The sequence below is a fragment of the Corallibacter sp. genome, assembly GCF_048381695.1.
Classification (GTDB): Bacteria; Bacteroidota; Bacteroidia; order Flavobacteriales; family Flavobacteriaceae; genus Corallibacter; species Corallibacter vietnamensis.
The window spans coordinates 158573-177032 of the sequence record NZ_JBLXHI010000002.1 but is presented as its reverse complement, the minus strand read 5'-3'; the positions used below and the strand labels follow the sequence as shown (position 1 = coordinate 177032).

Annotated in this window: 16 protein-coding genes and 1 tRNA gene; 11 read left to right on the top strand and 6 right to left on the bottom strand. The window is 33.6% G+C overall.

From position 1 onward, the window contains the following. The 11 genes from mraY to ACN5J3_RS04575 all read left to right on the top strand — a co-directional run bounded on the left by mraY (position 1) and on the right by ACN5J3_RS04575 (position 11877). Entirely contained in the window at positions 1-1242 is a 1242-nt protein-coding gene (mraY, locus tag ACN5J3_RS04625) for a phospho-N-acetylmuramoyl-pentapeptide-transferase (RefSeq protein ID WP_417290339.1), read from the top strand. Then, entirely contained in the window at positions 1243-2574 is a 1332-nt protein-coding gene (murD, locus tag ACN5J3_RS04620) for a UDP-N-acetylmuramoyl-L-alanine--D-glutamate ligase (RefSeq protein ID WP_418510935.1), read from the top strand. 14 nt (positions 2575-2588) lie between these two features. After that, positions 2589-3782, top strand: coding sequence for an FtsW/RodA/SpoVE family cell cycle protein (locus ACN5J3_RS04615; protein WP_418510934.1), 1194 nt, complete (start codon positions 2589-2591; stop codon positions 3780-3782). Then, on the top strand, positions 3782-4876 hold the full coding sequence (gene murG / locus ACN5J3_RS04610) for an undecaprenyldiphospho-muramoylpentapeptide beta-N-acetylglucosaminyltransferase (RefSeq protein ID WP_418510933.1): 1095 nt from the start codon (positions 3782-3784) through the stop codon (positions 4874-4876). The genes ACN5J3_RS04615 and murG overlap by 1 nt, the downstream gene beginning before the upstream one ends. Beyond that, a complete protein-coding gene (murC, locus tag ACN5J3_RS04605; RefSeq protein ID WP_418510932.1) occupies positions 4877-6229 on the top strand; it encodes a UDP-N-acetylmuramate--L-alanine ligase in 1353 nt (450 codons plus the stop codon). A 16-nt stretch (positions 6230-6245) separates the two neighbouring features. Next, positions 6246-6938, top strand: a complete 693-nt coding sequence (locus ACN5J3_RS04600) for a cell division protein FtsQ/DivIB (RefSeq protein WP_418510931.1) — start codon at positions 6246-6248, stop codon at positions 6936-6938. A gap of 3 nt (positions 6939-6941) precedes the next feature. After that, the gene (gene ftsA, locus ACN5J3_RS04595) at positions 6942-8270 is read left to right on the top strand and encodes a cell division protein FtsA (protein WP_418510930.1); all 1329 of its coding nucleotides are present in this window, start codon (positions 6942-6944) and stop codon (positions 8268-8270) included. Between the two features lie 41 nt (positions 8271-8311). Further along, complete coding sequence (gene ftsZ, locus ACN5J3_RS04590) at positions 8312-10276, top strand: cell division protein FtsZ (protein WP_418510929.1); 1965 nt, start codon at positions 8312-8314, stop codon at positions 10274-10276. Between the two features lie 103 nt (positions 10277-10379). Continuing rightward, positions 10380-10829, top strand: coding sequence for a GatB/YqeY domain-containing protein (locus ACN5J3_RS04585; RefSeq protein WP_418510928.1), 450 nt, complete (start codon positions 10380-10382; stop codon positions 10827-10829). Positions 10830-10869: 40 nt separating this feature from the next. After that, positions 10870-10943, top strand: a tRNA-Arg gene (locus ACN5J3_RS04580). Between the two features lie 91 nt (positions 10944-11034). Continuing rightward, positions 11035-11877, top strand: coding sequence for a zinc-dependent peptidase (locus tag ACN5J3_RS04575; protein ID WP_418510927.1), 843 nt, complete (start codon positions 11035-11037; stop codon positions 11875-11877). Between the two features lie 3 nt (positions 11878-11880). On the opposite strand, the gene rpe is transcribed toward ACN5J3_RS04575, so the two are convergent. The 6 genes from rpe to ACN5J3_RS04545 form a co-directional block, all read right to left on the bottom strand. Continuing rightward, on the bottom strand, positions 11881-12540 hold the full coding sequence (gene rpe, locus ACN5J3_RS04570; protein WP_418510926.1) for a ribulose-phosphate 3-epimerase: 660 nt from the start codon (positions 12538-12540) through the stop codon (positions 11881-11883). A gap of 232 nt (positions 12541-12772) precedes the next feature. Beyond that, positions 12773-13636, bottom strand: a complete 864-nt coding sequence (locus tag ACN5J3_RS04565) for a sigma-70 family RNA polymerase sigma factor (RefSeq protein ID WP_053971370.1) — start codon at positions 13634-13636, stop codon at positions 12773-12775. Between the two features lie 202 nt (positions 13637-13838). Then, positions 13839-15038: a glutamate-5-semialdehyde dehydrogenase gene (locus tag ACN5J3_RS04560; protein ID WP_418510925.1), complete on the bottom strand. Its 1200-nt coding sequence runs from the start codon at positions 15036-15038 to the stop codon at positions 13839-13841. Between the two features lie 10 nt (positions 15039-15048). Continuing rightward, positions 15049-15825 carry a glutamate 5-kinase gene (gene proB, locus ACN5J3_RS04555; RefSeq protein ID WP_417290313.1) on the bottom strand — a complete coding sequence of 259 codons (777 nt, stop codon included), beginning with the start codon at positions 15823-15825 and terminating at the stop codon, positions 15049-15051. A gap of 1 nt (position 15826) precedes the next feature. Further along, entirely contained in the window at positions 15827-16633 is an 807-nt protein-coding gene (proC, locus tag ACN5J3_RS04550) for a pyrroline-5-carboxylate reductase (protein ID WP_418510924.1), read from the bottom strand. Between the two features lie 288 nt (positions 16634-16921). Then, positions 16922-18460: polyribonucleotide nucleotidyltransferase (locus tag ACN5J3_RS04545; RefSeq protein ID WP_418510923.1), on the bottom strand; the 1539-nt coding region annotated here is incomplete at its 5' end.

The following is an 18460-nucleotide window of genomic DNA, read 5'->3' as shown; positions in this document are numbered from 1 at the left end:
ATGCTGTATTACGTATTCGAATATTTAGAAAAACATTACCAATTTCCAGGGGCATCGCTTTTTGGGTTTTTAACCTTTAGGGCGGCTATGGCAATTATATTGTCGTTATTGATTTCAACCATATTTGGGCGTCGTATCATTCGTTTTTTACAAAAACAACAAGTAGGAGAGACTATTAGGGATTTAGGTTTAGAAGGGCAAGTAGAGAAAGCAGGCACACCTACTATGGGTGGTATCATAATTATTTTGGCAACCCTAATTCCTGTATTGCTTTTTGCAAAACTTGAAAACATTTACATCATTTTATTGGTTGTAACCACCGTTTGGATGGGTATTATTGGTTTTATAGATGATTACATTAAAAAATTTAAAAACGATAAAGAAGGTTTAAAAGGGAGGTTTAAAGTATTAGGGCAAGTTGGTTTAGGAATTATTGTAGGAGCAACTCTTTATTTTAATCAAGATGTTACTATCAAGGAGAAATTACCTGTAGCGCAACAGCAAGAAATATTGGCTCAAAACCCAGATGTTGAGGCGTCAAAGTTATTTAAACCAGAAGAAAAGTCAACCAAAACAACCATTCCTTTTGTTAAGTCAAATGAGTTTGACTATGCAAACTTGATTACTTGGATTAGTCCAGATTTGGCAAAGTATGCATGGGTTATTTTCATTTTAGCGGCTATATTCATAATAACCGCAGTGTCTAATGGCGCTAACTTAACAGATGGTATAGATGGCTTGGCAGCAGGAACATCAGCTATTATAGTACTTACGTTAGGGATTTTTGCTTGGGTTTCAGGTAATATTATTTTTTCAGAATACCTAAATATAATGTACATACCAAGGGTTGAGGAAATCACAATTTATATTGCAGCATTTGTAGGTGCGTTAATAGGTTTTTTATGGTACAACACATATCCAGCTCAAGTGTTTATGGGAGATACAGGGAGTTTAACAATTGGTGGTGTTATTGCGGTTATCGCCATTGCGGTACGAAAAGAATGGTTGATACCTGTGTTGTGTGGTATTTTTCTAGCAGAAAACCTATCGGTAGTTATGCAGGTAAGCTACTTTAAATACACTAAAAAGAAATATGGCGAAGGTAAGCGTATTTTTAAAATGTCGCCTTTGCATCATCATTATCAAAAATCTGGATATCATGAAAGTAAAATTGTTACCAGGTTTTGGATTGTAGGCATCCTATTGGCCATATTAACAATAGTGACATTGAAAATAAGATAGATGAAACAATTAGTGGTTTTAGGAGGTGGAGAAAGTGGCATTGGTACTGCGCTTTTAGGAAAGGCAAAAGGCTACAATGTATTTGTTTCTGATAAAGGAAAAATTAAACAGAAATATAAAGAAGTTCTTATACATAATGAGATTGAATGGGAAGAAGAAATGCATACAGAAGCACGTATTCTTGATGCTGATTTAATCATGAAAAGTCCAGGTATTCCTGAAAAGGTACCTATGGTGAAACGTATCAGAGAATGCGGTATTGAGGTGGTTTCAGAGATTGAATTCGCATCAAAATATACCAATGCAACCATAGTAGGTATTACAGGAAGTAATGGAAAAACAACAACAGCTAGCTTAACACATCATATTCTTAAACAAGAACTTGAAGTCGGTTTAGCAGGTAATATTGGGGATAGTTTTGCCAAGCAAGTACTTGATAGTGATTATAAAAACTATGTGCTAGAGATAAGTAGTTTTCAGCTAGATGACATTGCTACTTTTAAGCCTAATATCGCTATCATAACCAATATCACGCCTGATCATTTGGATAGATATAATTACCAATTTGAAAACTATATCGCTTCAAAATTCCGAATAGCGATGAATCAAACAAAAGAAGACTATTTGATTTATGATGCTGACGACGAAGTGATAACCAATTGGCTAAAGGCTAACCCAGTAAAATCAACATTATTGCCATTTTCATTAACCAAAAAGGTTGATAATGGTGCGTATTTAGAAGATAAAATAATTAAAATAACAATAGATAATAACCAAATAGATATGCCAACATCAAATTTAGCATTAGAAGGTAAACACAATGTAAAGAATGCTATGGCTGCTTCAACGGTAGCGCATTTATTAAAAATAAGAAAGCAAACAATTAGAGAAAGTCTAGAAAACTTTCACGGCGTAGAACATCGTTTAGAGCCTGTATTAAAAATTAATAAAGTGCAGTATATAAACGATTCTAAAGCAACCAATGTCAATGCTACGTATTATGCTTTAGAAAGCATGGATAGACCAACAGTATGGATTGTTGGAGGTGAAGACAAAGGGAATAATTATCAAGAGTTGTTTTCTTTTGTAAACGAAAAAGTAAAGGCAATTATTTGTCTTGGAGTAAATAACGAAAAGCTTTTAGAGAACTTTAGCTCTATGGTTGATGTTATTGTTGAAACACAATTCATGACTGAAGCTGTTAAAATAGCATACAAACTAGCTGAAGCAGGTGATAATGTTTTATTATCTCCAGCTTGTGCAAGTTTTGATTTGTTTGAAAATTATGAAGATAGAGGGCGTCAATTTAAAGATGCTGTTAGAAACTTATAAGAAATTAAAATTTCATGCAATCTGTTTTTAAAAACATAAAGGGTGATCGATTAATATGGGCTATTGCTGCGTTGTTGGCAATATTCTCATTTCTTCCTGTTTATAGTGCGGCTAGTAATTTGGCGTATGTAGGAGGTAATACTAGTACCTTTAGTTTTTTTGCAAAACATTTTATGCATTTGTTTTTAGGGTTTGCTATTATGTTTGGTGTTCATAAAATACCTTACAGATATTTTAGAGGGCTGTCTATGGTTATGATTCCTGTGGTTTTGGTTTTGTTGGTGTTAACCATGTTGCAAGGAACAACAATAGAAGGCGCTAATGCTAGTAGATGGATTCAAATTCCTATTGTAAATATGTCTTTTCAAACATCAACGTTGGCATCTGTGGTGCTAATGGTTTATGTGGCAAGATATATGTCTAAAATTAAAGATGAAAAAATAACTTTTAAAGAGTCTATTTTGCCGCTTTGGTTGCCTGTGTTTTTGGTGTTAATTATGATATTGCCCGCAAACTTTTCTACAGCTGCAATTATCTTTTTAATGGTGTTGATGTTAGTTTTTTTAGGAGGATATCCAATACGATATTTAGCAGTAATTATAGGAGCAGGCGTTTTAGGTTTAACAATGTTTATGTTGGTAGCAAAGGCTTTTCCGGATGCTATGCCAAACAGGGTTGATACTTGGATGAGTAGAATTGAAAACTTTTCTAATGGTCAAGATACTGAAGAAGACTATCAAATAGAAAAAGCTAAAATAGCTATTGCATCTGGACAAATACGAGGTTTAGGACCAGGAAAAAGTCTTCAGAAAAACTATTTGCCACAATCTTCTTCTGATTTCATTTTTGCGATTATAGTAGAAGAATACGGATTAATAGGAGGCTTTATATTAATGCTTTTTTATCTCTGGCTACTGTTTAGAATTGTTATAGTGTCTCAAAAAGCTGATACCATTTTTGGTAAATTGTTAGTATTGGGAGTTGGTTTGCCTATTGTATTTCAGGCATTGATAAATATGGCTGTTGCGGTAGAGTTGTTTCCTGTAACAGGGCAAACCTTGCCGTTAATAAGTAGTGGAGGGACATCTATTTGGATGACGTGTTTGTCAATAGGCATAATATTGAGCGTTAGTGCCAAACGAGAAGAAATTAAAGAACAAAAAACACAAGAAGACAATCCGTTAGAAGTATTGTCTGAAACAATATAATGAGCGCATATAAAATCATATTATCAGGAGGTGGAACAGGTGGTCATATCTATCCGGCTATTGCGATTGCTAATGAGTTAAAGTCGCGATTCCCTGATGCCAAGTTTTTATTTGTTGGAGCCAAGGATAAAATGGAGATGGAGAAAGTTCCACAGGCAGGTTATCAAATAGAAGGGCTTTGGATTTCTGGTATTCAGCGTGAGTTAACACTGAAAAATTTAAGTTTCCCATTTAAGCTAGTAAGTAGTTTATTGAGAGCGAGAAAAATTGTAAACTATTTTAAGCCTGATATAGCAATAGGTACTGGCGGATTTGCTAGCGGACCATTATTGCAAATTGCAACTACAAAAAAAATTCCTAGTTTAATTCAGGAGCAGAATTCTTATCCAGGAATTACAAACAAGTTGCTTTCTAAAAAGGCTAATAAAATATGTGTTGCTTATGATGGGCTTGAGCGCTTTTTTCCTGAAAACAAGATTGTAAAAACAGGAAACCCTGTAAGGCAGGATTTACTAGATGTAGATACAAAAAGAGAAGAAGCTATTAAAGCTTTTTCTTTAAAAAGTGACAAGAAAACGTTGCTTGTTTTAGGAGGTAGTTTAGGAGCGAGACAAATAAATAAGCTAATAAAAAAGGAGCTCGATTTTATACAAACTCATAATATGCAGGTTATTTGGCAATGCGGAAAACTGTATTATGATAAGTACAAAATTTATAACAATACAAAAGATGTTCAGGTGCATGCTTTTATAAATAATATGGATTATGCTTATGCAGCTGCAGATGTTATTATTTCTAGAGCAGGAGCTATTTCTGTTTCAGAATTATGTATTGTAGGAAAGCCAGTGATTTTTATTCCTTCGCCAAATGTGGCAGAGGATCATCAAACAAAAAATGCGCTTTCTGTTGTTGAAAAACAAGCAGGAATAATGATAAAAGAAGCTGATTTAGAGGTTGATTTTCAAAATAAATTTTCTCAATTAATGGCTTCGCCAGAGAAACAAGCTGAACTATCAAAAAATATTAAAAGTTTAGCATTGGTCAACGCTACAAAAGAAATTGTTGATGAAGTTGAAAAATTATTAAAAAAGTAAATGAATTTAAATAACATACATAACGTATATTTTATTGGAATTGGCGGTGTTGGTATGAGTGCATTGGCGCGATATTTCCATGCTAATAATAAGCGTGTGTCTGGTTATGATAAAACGCAAACAGAGATAACAAATGCACTTGTTGATATGGGTGTTTCTGTTCATTTTAATGATTCGATAAGTAATATAGATACGCAGCAATTACAGGTAGATAATACGTTAGTGGTGTTTACACCAGCGGTGCCAAATACCCATAAAGAGTTGAATTTCTTTTTAGATAATGGGTATCAAGTTATGAAGCGATCTAAAGTATTAGGTCTAATAACTGAAAACACCTTTTGTTTAGCTGTTGCGGGTACGCATGGTAAAACAACTACAACAAGTATTCTAGGGCATTTAATGAATTGTTGTGATGTGCCTGTTACGGCATTTTTAGGAGGAATAAGTGAGAATTACAATTCTAATTTAATTTTGAAAGGAACCGATGTTTCAGTAGTTGAGGCTGATGAATTTGATCGTTCATTCTTAACATTGTCTCCGGATATTGCTTGTATAACTTCTATGGATGCTGATCATTTAGATATTTATGGTGACGCTTCAGAATTAAAAAAATCATTTCAAGATTTTGCTGGAAAAATAAAGCCTAACGGAAAATTATTCGTTAAAAATGGGTTGCCATTACAAGGTGTTACTTACGGCATTGAGGACGACGCAGATTATAGCGTGCAAAATATTAAAATTGAAAATGGAGCCTATGTTTTTGATGTTAAAACACCAAAAACAATAATAAAAGATATTCAATTTAACCTACCAGGTAGACATAATTTGTCAAACGCGTTAATAGCCTTGGCAATGGCTGCTGAATATGGCTGCCCTCACTCACAGCTTGCCAAGGCATTAGCGTCTTACAAAGGGGTAAAGAGGCGATTTTCATATCATATTAAAACTGATGATTTGGTTTATATAGATGATTATGCACATCATCCGGAAGAGATAAATGCTGTTTATCAGGCTGTTCGCGAAATGTATCCAGGTAAAAAGGTGCTAGCTATATTTCAGCCTCATTTGTTTAGTAGAACAAGAGATTTTGTAGATGAGTTTGCAGCTAGTTTATCGCAGTTTGATGAGTTAATGTTGTTAGATATATATCCGGCGAGAGAACCTGCAATTGATGGCGTGACCTCGCAATGGTTATTGGGTAAAATTAATAATGAAACAAAAAAAATAATCTCTAAAAAAGAGCTTATTAATGAAATAAAGAAAAGCAAAGCACAAGTTGTTTTAACAATAGGTGCTGGAGATATAGGAGAGGAAGTAAAACATATAAAACAAGCTTTACAAGTTGCAAGTTAATTGGAATTACATAAAAATGTTTTTACTACTAGTACTAGTAGTGTTTCTTTTTGCATTTGCATCAGGTAGGAATAATGTAAGAAAAATTTCTAATCCTAATGTAGAATTTAAAGGAGATAACAATCTATTTATAACGCAAGAGGCTGTTAGTAAATTGTTAATACAAAATCAACAAGAGGCTAAAAACACATCTAAAGAAACCTTAGATTTGAATGATTTAGAAGCTGCCCTAAATTCTAATCCAATGATAAAGTCTGCTGATGTCTATGTATCTGTAAACGGGATGCTTAAGGCAGAAGTGGAGCAAAAAAAACCAATAGCACGTGTGCACTCTGAAGCATCATATTATATCGATGAGCAGGGAGGCTACATGCCATTGTCATCAAATTATTCAGCCAGAGTTCCGCTTGTAACAGGTGCTGTTGATAAAAATAATTTATCAGATGTTTTTAAAGTGGCGCAAAAAATTCAAAATGATGCGTTTTTAAAAACACATGTAATAGAGGTTTATCAAGATGAATCAAAAGGTATTTTTTTAAAATTAAGACAATATCGTTTTACAGTGCAATTAGGAAATCTAAATAATTTAGATAAAAAAATAAATAACTTAAAAGCATTCTATAAAAAGGCATTAAAAGATAAAAAGCTTAATGCTTATTCAAATGTGAATTTGAAATTTGATAGTCAAGTTGTCTGTACTAAAGCGTAAACTATGGAAAATAATATAGCAATAGGATTAGATATAGGTACCACAAAAATTGTGGCTATGATTGGTAGGAAAAATGAGTACGGAAAGGTAGAGATTTTAGGAATAGGAAAATCTAAAAGCCTTGGTGTACATCGTGGTGTTGTAAATAATATAACCCAAACCATTCAATCTATACAACTAGCAGTTCAAGAAGCTGAAGCTGCATCTCAAGTTAAAATAGAAGAAGTAACAGTAGGAATTGCAGGACAACACATACGCAGTTTACAACATAGTGATTATATAACAAGGCCAAACTCTGAATTAGTAATAGATGAGAATGATATAGAACGTCTTATTAATCAAGTACACAAACTTGTTATGTTACCTGGTGAAGAAATTATACATGTACTACCTCAAGAACATAAAATAGATGGTCAAGCCGAAATAAAAGAACCAGTAGGTATGTACGGCGGAAGGCTAGAAGCTAATTTCCACGTCGTAGTTGGGCAAGTTTCATCTATTAGAAACATAGGTCGTTGTGTGAAAAGTGCAGGCTTAAACCTTGAAGGTATCACACTAGAGCCGCTAGCATCTGCCAATGCTGTTTTAAGTCAAGAAGAAAAAGAAGCAGGTGTTGCATTAGTTGACATTGGTGGTGGGACTACCGATTTAGCAATTTTTAAAGACGGAATTATTCGCCATACGGCTGTAATTCCTTTTGGAGGAAATGTTATAACAGAAGATATAAAAGAAGGGTGTTCTATTATAGAAAAACAAGCAGAACTATTAAAAATTAAATTCGGTTCCGCTTGGCCTGGAGAAAACAAAGAAAACGAAATTGTATCAATACCAGGGTTGCGAGGGCGTGAACCAAAAGAGATTACTCTAAAAAATCTGTCAAAAATAATTCATGCGCGTGTTGTAGAAATTATTGAACAAGTATACGTTGAAATAAAAAATTACGGACACGAAGAGCAAAAAAAGAAGCTTATAGCTGGTATTGTACTTACTGGAGGTGGAGCTCAATTAAAACATTTAAAACAACTTGTAGAATATATTACAGGTATGGATACCAGAATTGGATATCCAAATGAGCATTTAGCAGGTGATAGTGATGATGAAATAACAAGTCCGCTATATGCTACAGCAGTTGGTTTGGTTATGGATGGTTTAAAACGTCAAGAACGAAAAAAACTAGAAATAATAGAAGAAGAGCAACAAGCTACAATAGAAGAAGAAACCAATGATGAAACCGTGCAGGAAGAGGAAATAGTTAAACCAAAACCTAAACGACAATCATTTTTAGATAAACTTACAGAGCGTGTAAAAGATTTTCTTGATAACGCAGAATAAACAAAATAGAATAAAAAGTAAAAACCGATAAATTAGAATTTATGAGCAGCAACGAAGAATTCGAAACCAATATTTCATTTGATTTGCCAAAAAATCAATCAAATGTTATTAAAGTTATTGGTGTTGGCGGTGGTGGTAGCAACGCTATCAATCACATGTTTCAACAAGGCATAAAAGGTGTAGATTTTGTCATTTGTAATACAGATGCACAAGCACTTCAAAATAGTGGTGTACCAAATAAAATACAGTTAGGTGTTAATTTAACTGAAGGTTTGGGTGCAGGAGCAAATCCAGAAATTGGAGAAAAATCAGCCGTAGAAAGCGTAGAGGACATTCAGCGTATGTTAGACACAAACACTAAAATGGTGTTTATCACAGCTGGAATGGGTGGTGGAACCGGAACCGGAGCTGCACCTATAATTGCTAAAATGGCTAAAGATTTAGATATCCTAACTGTAGGTATTGTAACAATGCCATTTCAGTTTGAAGGAAAAATGCGAAATCAACAAGCCCAAATAGGTATTGAAAAACTACGTGATGTTGTAGATTCTTTGGTTGTGATTAATAATAATAAACTTCGAGAAGTTTATGGAAACCTTGGTTTTAAAGCAGGATTCTCAAAAGCAGACGAAGTGTTATCTACCGCTGCTCGTGGTATTGCAGAAGTTATTACACATCACTACACACAAAACATCGATTTACGTGATGCTAAAACTGTATTAAGTAATAGCGGAACTGCAATTATGGGATCTTCTACTGCAGCAGGACAAAATAGAGCGCATGAAGCTATTAGAAAAGCATTAGATTCACCATTACTTAATGATAATAAAATTACTGGAGCTAAAAACGTATTGTTGCTTATCGTTTCTGGTACCCAAGAAATTACTATTGATGAAATAGGAGAAATTAACGATCATATTCAAGATGAAGCCGGTCATGGAGCTAACATTATTATGGGTGTTGGTGAAGATGAGTCTTTAGAAGAATCTATAGCTGTTACAATTATTGCAACGGGTTTTGACATAGATCAACAAGACGAAATTTCTAATACTGAAATAAAAAAGGTGATTCACGCGTTAGAAGATGACAAGCCATTAGAGCAAGACCTAACAAAAAAAGAAAGTGATCCAGTTATTATAACACCAAACATTGAGTTAGAGAAAAAGGAAGAAGTTCCAGTAGTAAAACATACATTAGATATTGATGACTACGAAGAGCTTCAAAGCCCGAAAGACACTGTTGTGACACCAGAAAAACCATCTGATATTGTAAAAACAACCGAAACAATAAAAGATATCAATGTTGTTTATGATGAAGTGTTAAATGTAAATGAAGATGATTTTGTTATAACACCTGCAAAACATGAAAATACTGTTGATAACACTAATGAAATTCAAGAGGAAGAACAGCAAATCACATTAACGTTTGATATGCCAATCCATGAAGATACAATAGAGGAAAAAACAGAAAAAGAAGACTTTGTAATTCATGATTTAGACGAAAGTATAAAAAAGCTTCCTGTTAATGATCATGTAGAGGTTATACCAGTAACAGAATCTAACAAATCAGGAGAGATTCGTTATGCTTTAGATGATTATGAAGAGACATCACAATCTCATAACGCTAGCAGAAAGCAAGAGAAAACAATTGAAATAGAGCAGAATCTAGATAAAGAAATTGTTTTTGAAAAGAAAGTAGTTGCTCCTGAAGTTGTTGAAGATGCAGCCAGTGAAGAAATAGACCCAATGAATAGTCCTATTTCTGACATGCTTAAAGAACGAGCAGAAGAACGTAGGCGTAAAATGAAAGACTTTAACTATAAGTTCAACAATTCAAAAATTGATGACATAGAAAAAGTTCCAGCATATAAACGCCAAGGAGTAAACCTTGATCAAGTTCAGCATTCATCAGAAGCAAATATGTCTGGTACAAGCATTAGTGTTGATGATAATGATGATATTCAATTAAGAAATAACAACTCTTTTTTACATGATAATGTAGACTAGAATTTACAAGTAAGTTTAGTGTTTAAGCTTCATGAAATCCCGAATAGCTAATTACAGTTTATTCGGGTTTTCTTTTTTATCTTCGCATAATAAATTACAAGTTATGAGTTTACAACAAGATGTTATGACAGCTATGAAAGCTGCAATGAAAGATAAAAATCAAACGGCATTAACAGCTTTAAGAGCTGTGAAATCTGCTATTTTACTAGCGCAAACAGAAAATGGTGCATCAGGTGACTTAACAGAAGAAAATGAGCTTAAAATGCTTCAAAAACTAGTAAAGCAAAGAAAAGATAGCGCTGCAATATATTTAGAACAAGGTCGTGAAGATTTAGCCCAACCAGAACTTGATGAAGCAGAAGTGATTAGTCAGTTTTTACCTGAAGCTTTAAGCGAAGAAGAAATTGAAAAAGTAGTTGTATCAGCCATTGATAATTCTGGAGCAGATGGCATGAAAGATATGGGGAAAGTTATGGGAATAGTAAGTAAAGAGCTTGCTGGAAAAGCAGATGGAAAAACTATTTCATCAATAGTAAAAGCAAAATTATCTTAATAAATCTATAAGGTGAATTTCTAATAAATTAGAAATTTGAGGCCTCGTAGTTCAACTGGATAGAATATCAGATTTCGGCTCTGAGGGTTAGGGGTTCGAATCCCTTCGAGGTCACGAATGAATATTAAAGCTGCATATTAAAAATCATGCAGCTTTAATGTTTTTTATAAATAGTTTTAGCAAGATGTTAGTATGTGTTTAATTTATGATAGAACTCCCAGATTTACCTAACGAAACATTAATAATGTTAGCTATTTTGCTAATAGCTTTGGTGTTTTTAGTTTTTTATGCCATTGTTAATATGATTGATATGGCTTATGTTATGTATGCTAAAAGACCACTTTATAGGTTTTTGATACCTCCTTTTAGCAAACTTTCAAAACCTCACTTAAAAGTTTTAGAGACGCAATTTCCTTTTTATAGTAAACTTTCTCATAAGAATAAACGTGTATTTCAACACCGCTTAGCAAAATTTATAAAACATAAAAATATTGTAGGGCGTGATGGATTAGTTGTAAATGATGATATGATTGTTTTAATATCTGCAACATCAATTATGCTAACACTAGGGTTTAGAGATTATACTTTAAGAGGTGTAAAGCATATAATAGTTTATCCATCAATATTTTATTCAAACACTAATGAATCGCATCATAAAGGTGAATACAATCCTAAACTAGAGACGCTTGTTTTTTCTTGGGAACATTTTTTAGAAGGATATGATGTAACCAATGATAATTTAAATTTAGGAATTCATGAGTTTGCTCATGCAATTCATTTAAATAGCTTAAAAAATAAAGATGTAAGTGCTACTATATTTGTAGATGGTTTTAGTAAGCTTACAGCGATGTTATCAGACAATAAGTCCTTAAAAAACAGATTGATTAGTTCAGAGTATTTTAGAGACTATGCCTTTACTAATCAATTTGAATTCATTGCGGTTCTTATTGAAAATTTTATAGAGACACCGCAAGAATTCAAAAGTCAGTTTCCAAGCATTTACCTTAGTATAAAGCAAATGCTCAATTTTAATTTTAAAGGATATTAAGTTTTACGAATTAGCTATTTCTCGTAAATCTTTAATAGTTTCTATTTGGTTGTCACTTTTAAATACATAACTACCAGCAACTAAAACGTCAGCGCCAGCATCAACAAGCGCTTTTGCATTTTTGTTAGTTACACCACCATCAATTTCTATTTTGGTAGAGGCACCTTTTCTTTCAATCAAGGCTTTTAGTTGCTTCACTTTTTCGTAAGTGTTTTCAATAAAACTTTGACCGCCAAATCCTGGGTTTACACTCATTAAGCATACCAAGTCTATATTGTTTATAGTATCTTCAAGAACATTAATGTTTGTATGCGGATTAAGAGCTACGCCAGCTTGCATGCCTTCAGCTTTTATAGCTTGTAAGGTTCTATGTAAATGTGTGCAAGCTTCATAATGCACAGTAAGTATGTTACTACCTAAACCGGCAAATGTTTTAATGTATCTGTCTGGATCTACAATCATTAAGTGAACATCAATGGTTTTTTTTGCATGTTTTGAAATCGCTTCAAGAACAGGCATTCCAAAAGAAATATTAGGAACAAAAACGCCATCCATAATATCAATGTGAAACCAATCGGCATCACTGTTATTAACCATTTCTATATCGCGTTGTAGGTTGGCAAAATCTGCCGCTAGAACTGAAGGTGCTATTAATTTACTCATTAGTGTGTTGTTGTTTTTTGCAAAAATAGTGCAAAAAAATGAACCCTCGGTAATCAGCCGAGGGTTCTTTCATCAATCAAAAAACGAACAGTTATGTTTTGTAACTGTTGTTACGGTTATTTAGTCGTAAAAACATTACGAACCTAAAAATATGTTTATGGAAATTTTTATTGTTTTATTTACACAAAGCCGAATATAAGAAATTAATTCAACTTTTGATAATCAAACAATATTATCCTAAATAAGTTTTCAGTATTTTACTTCTAGAAGTATGCTTTAATCTACGAATAGCTTTTTCTTTAATTTGTCTTACACGCTCACGTGTTAAATCAAAGGTTTCACCTATTTCTTCTAGAGTCATAGGGTGTTGGTTACCTAAACCAAAATATAAGCGAATCACATCAGCTTCACGAGGAGTTAAAGTCTCTAAAGCACGCTCTATTTCTGTGCGTAATGATTCGTGTAATAATTCCTTGTCAGGATTTGGAGATTCACCACTATTTAATACGTCGTATAAGTTAGAGTCTTCACCTTCAACAAGTGGTGCATCCATACTTACATGACGTCCAGAATTTTTCATAGACTCCTTAACATCGTTAATAGTCATGTCTAATTCTTTTGCAATTTCTTCAGCACTTGGCGGACGCTCATGCGCTTGCTCTAAAAATGCGAAAGTTTTATTAATTTTATTAATAGAACCAATTTTGTTTAATGGTAAACGTACAATACGCGATTGCTCTGCTAGCGCTTGTAAGATAGATTGACGAATCCACCAAACAGCGTAAGAGATAAATTTAAAACCACGAGTTTCATCAAAACGTTGTGCTGCTTTGATTAATCCTAAATTACCTTCATTAATTAAATCTGGTAATGTTAATCCTTGGTTTTGGTATTGCTTTGCTACCGATACAACGAAACGTAAGTTAGCTTTTGTCAACTTCTCTAAAGCTACTTGATCTCCAGCTTTAATGCGTTGTGCTAATTCTACTTCTTCGTCTGCAGTAATTAAGTCAACTTTACCAATTTCTTGTAAATATTTATCTAGCGAAGCTGTTTCTCTGTTAGTAACCTGCTTCGTAATTTTAAGTTGTCTCATTTAAAAATGCTCCTGTAAATAATTAAGTGAATATTACTTTGTCTATATGGTTATACGTAATAGGTTCTCTTTTTGTTACAAAAAACTTTAATTTTTTTTTCAGGGCATTCCTTTTCATGTTTAAAATAAACATGAAAAGTCGCGCTATTCGTTATATCTTTTGCTTTACAAAAGGATGTCACTACTATCGCTAATGCATTATTTACTCCCTAATATGGCCGTTACCAAAAACGTAATATTTATTTGTAACAAGTTGTTTTAATCCCAAAGGACCACGATGATGTAACTTATCCGTACTTATAGCTAATTCAGCACCAACACCCATTTGCCCACCATCAGTAAATCTGGTAGAGGCATTGTGGTAAACTGCAGCGCTATCAACTTGCTCCATGAATAGTTCAGCTTTTTGTTTATCTTCAGTTAAAATTGCTGATGAATGTCCGCCGGAATACGTGTTAATTTTATTTATGGCATCGTCAATAGTATTTGTTTCAGCTAAAACAATTTTTAAGGCTAAAAATTCTTCATACCACGTAGATTCATTTTTTATTGTATCTGCATTTGGTAATGTTTTGGCAACAGCATCATCAACTAAAATATCAACATTTACGCTTTGTAAAACTTGCTGTAGTTCTTTTAGTTTTGCTTCGTAATTTGGAATGTTATTGTTTATTAAAACTTTATCTAGCGCATTGCAACCAGAAATTTTATCGGTTTTAGCATTTATAATAACTTTTAAAGTTTTTTCCCAGTTAGCGTCCTGATCTACATATAAAAAGTTGTTACCACGACCACTTACAAGTACAGCGCAACTGGCATGATCTTTAACAAATTTGATAAGGCGTTCTCCACCACGAGGAACTATTAAATCTAGTTTTTCTGAAGGATTGCGTAAAAAATCTTGTGTTTCTTCACGCTTTAAATGCAGAAGCTTTATCCAGTCTTTAGATAAGTTGTTTTCAGTAAGTGCTTCATGCCAGCATTTTTCTAATATTAGGTTACTATTTATAGCTTCTTTTCCTCCTTTAAGTAAGATTTTGTTATTGGCTTTAAAAGCTAAAACAGCGGCTTCTATGGTTACATCTGGTCTTGATTCATAAATTATTAAAATGGTTCCAAATGGTGCTGTTTTGTTTGTGATTTTAAGTCCGCTTTCAAGCGTAGTATCAGAAATTGTTTTGCCAACAGGGTCTTCTTGATTCATAACTTCTTTTACGGCTTTAATCATGCCGTCTACTTTTGCGTTGTTTACAACCAATCTGTCGTATAGTGCTTGGTCGTCTTTATTAAAAGCTGCTAAATCTTTTTTGTTTGCTTCAATAATGTTTTTACGTTCTCTATCTATAATGGTTATCATAGATTGTAAAACATCATTTTTTATATTTGAATTTATAAGTTTCATTGTTGTTTTTTTAGTGAATAAATTTTGTTCCTACTTCTTTGTCATCAATAATATCTACAATCACGTTTTCACGTTTTCCATTTGCTATGTAAGTAGGAATGTCTTTTTTAGCGGTTCCTTTTGCTATACGTAGTTTTGATGCCATGCCTCCACGGCCTTCGCCTTCTTTTTTGCTAGATGCTTTTACATATTTTTCTACATTTTGATCAACTTTTACTTCATCTAATTTTTTTGAGTTTTCATCATCAGGATGTCCTGTAAATAAGCCGTCAGTGTCTGATAATATGATGAGTCTATCGGCGTCAAGTAGTTCTGCTACTAAACTTGCTAATTCATCATTATCAGAAAACATAGACATAGTTAGTGACACAGCATCATCTTCATTAGCGATAGGAATAACGCCTTCAGAAAGAAGCCCTTCATAACAGTTAATCATATTTTCTCTGTGCTTTCCAGGATCAAAATCGCGTTTTGTTGCTAATACTTGTGCGCAACGCATACCGTAATCATGAAATAAACTATAATAGTGCCGCATCATTCTTGGTTGCCCAACAGATGAATATACTTGGCGTCTCACAGATTTATCAGTGATTTTTGTATCTCCTAATATTTCTTTACCTGCAATTGCAGATCCCGATGAGACAAGGATTACCATAATGTCTCTCTCGTATAAAACAGAAATTTGTCTAACAAGCTCTCTTAAAACAGGGCCTAAAATTCTATTGTCTTTGTTTGTTAAAACGTTGGTTCCAACTTTAACAACAATTCTTTTTATTGTGTCTTGCATGTTATTTGTCTTTACCAAGTTCTACAGCTCTATCAAAAGCAGCATAAGCAGCGTCTTGAATAAGTTGTTTTACATTATTGTCTTCCATGCTATCAATTGCAGCTTGTGTTGTGCCGCCTTTAGACGCAACTTTATCAATCCAGCGTTCAGGAGAAATATTTGATTGATTAAATAGTTCAATAGCGCCTTCAAAGGTATTGCTTACTAGAATTTTTGAGTCGTAATCTGAAAATCCCATTTTTTGAGCTGCTTCTAGCATTGATTGCATAAAGTAAAAAACATAAGCAGGTCCGCTACCTGAAATACCAGTTGATGCATCAATAAATTTTTCTGAAGTAACATGTATTGACGTACCTGTTGTATCTAAAAGTTGTCTTACCATAAGTAGCTCTACTCGAGATACAGCATTTGCTTCTGTATATGACGTAACACCTTTACCAACCTTTGCAGGTAGATTAGGCATAGTTCTTATTACTTTTTGTATGCCAAGCCCTTTTTGTATAGTCTCTATACTGACACCTGCCATAAGTGATACAAAAATTTGTTCATCATTTATAAGCGGTTTCATATCCTTAAAAAGGTCTTCGCTGTGATAAGGTTTTACAGCTAAAAAGACAATGTCAGATTTTGGTAAGGCATCATCTAGAGATGTGTAGACATCAAATTTTTGTGTAGCTCTTAAGCTTTCAATTTTTTTTGGGTCGGTATCAAAGATTCTTAATTTTTGTTTTCCTAAAAGAACGGAATCTGCCATACCTTCGGAATAGGTTAAGCCCATATTACCGGCACCTATTACTAATACTTTCATAATTAAATTTTAATTAAACTTCTGTTGTCAGTATTATTAAGCCTCAAGGACTGTGCGATAGTGCCAAAAATTAAAATTGATTTAAAAAATCACGAATATGATAATGATTGGTGAAATGATTATGAGTATCTTAATTTTTAGGAGGTTTTATTGATAACCTCTAAATATGAGATTTTTTTTATGTGTGACATCTTGTCTTGAAAGTGAGATAATGTCAGTGTATTTTATAAAAAAAACCTATCCAAAATGGATAGGTTTTTAGTTATTTGAGTAAGAGAAAAAGGATTTTTATTTATCTTCTCTTGGTTTGTCACGACGATTATCTCGGTTACGGTTATCACGTCCTTTATTATCGCGATTTCCACCTTTGTTGTCTCTTGGAGCTCTTTCTTTATAACCTTCTGGTTTTGGTAAAAGTGCTTTACGAGATACTTTGTCTTTTTTAGTTCTTGGATCTACTCCAAAGTATTTTACATCAAAAACGTCACCCATGTTTACAACATCAGATACATTTTCTGTACGTTCCCAAGCTAATTCGCTTACGTGTAATAATACTTCGTTTCCTGGTGCTTCCATATATTCTACAACAGCTCCAAAATCTAACATTTTAATAACTTTTACTTCGTAAACGCTACCAACTTGAGGCTTAAATAACATGGCATCAATACGCGCTAAAACAGCATCAATTCCTTCAGATCCTACACCTAAAACTTCAACAATACCTTCTTCTGTAACAGGATCTTCGTTAATAACGATAGTTGTTTCAGTTTCTTTTTGTAATTCTTGAATGTTTTTTCCGCCAGGACCAATTAAAGCACCAATAAACTCATTAGGTATACGTCTTGTTACCATTTTTGGCGCGTGACCTTTAACATCTGTGTTAGGTTCAGAAATAGTATCTGTTAATTTGCTTAAGATATGTAAACGACCATCACGAGCTTGTTTTAGTGCATTTACTAAAATCTCGTAAGATAATCCTTTAACTTTTATGTCCATTTGACAAGCTGTAATACCATCTGCAGTACCAGTTACTTTAAAGTCCATATCACCTAAATGATCTTCGTCACCTAAAATATCAGATAATACAGCGTATTTACCAGATTCCGTGTCGGTAATTAATCCCATTGCAATACCAGAAACAGGTTTTTTCATTTGTACACCTGCATCCATTAATGCCATAGTACCAGCACATACGGTTGCCATAGATGAAGAACCGTTAGATTCTAAAATCTCTGAAACTACACGTACTGTATAAGGACAGTCTTCTGGTACCATACCTTTTAATGCACGTTGCGCTAAATTACCATGTCCAACTTCACGTCTTGAAGTACCTCTAATTGGTCTTGCTTCTCCTGTTGAAAATGGAGGGAAATTATAATGTAAATAGAAACGCTCTTCTCCTTCAAAAGATGGCATGTCTATTTGGTTTGCTTCTCTACTTGTTCCTAAAGTTACGGTTGCTAATGCTTGTGTTTCACCACGAGAGAAAATAGAAGATCCGTGTGTAGATGGTAAATAATCTACTTCACACCAGATTGGTCTAATTTCGGTAGTTTTACGACCATCAAGACGTAATCCTTCGTTTAAAGTTAAATCACGTACAGCAGCTTTTTCTGCTTTGCTATAGTATTTAGAGATTAAGTCTCCATAATCTTCAACTTCTTCTTCAGAAAAAGTTGCGATTATTTCTTCTTTAATTTCGGCAAATGCAGCACCACGTTCTTGTTTAGAAGATCCTGCTTTAGCTACAGCATATACTTTATCGTATGCCATATCGTGGATCTTTTTAGCTAAATCTTCGTCTGCTCTTTCTGGTTCGTATTCTCT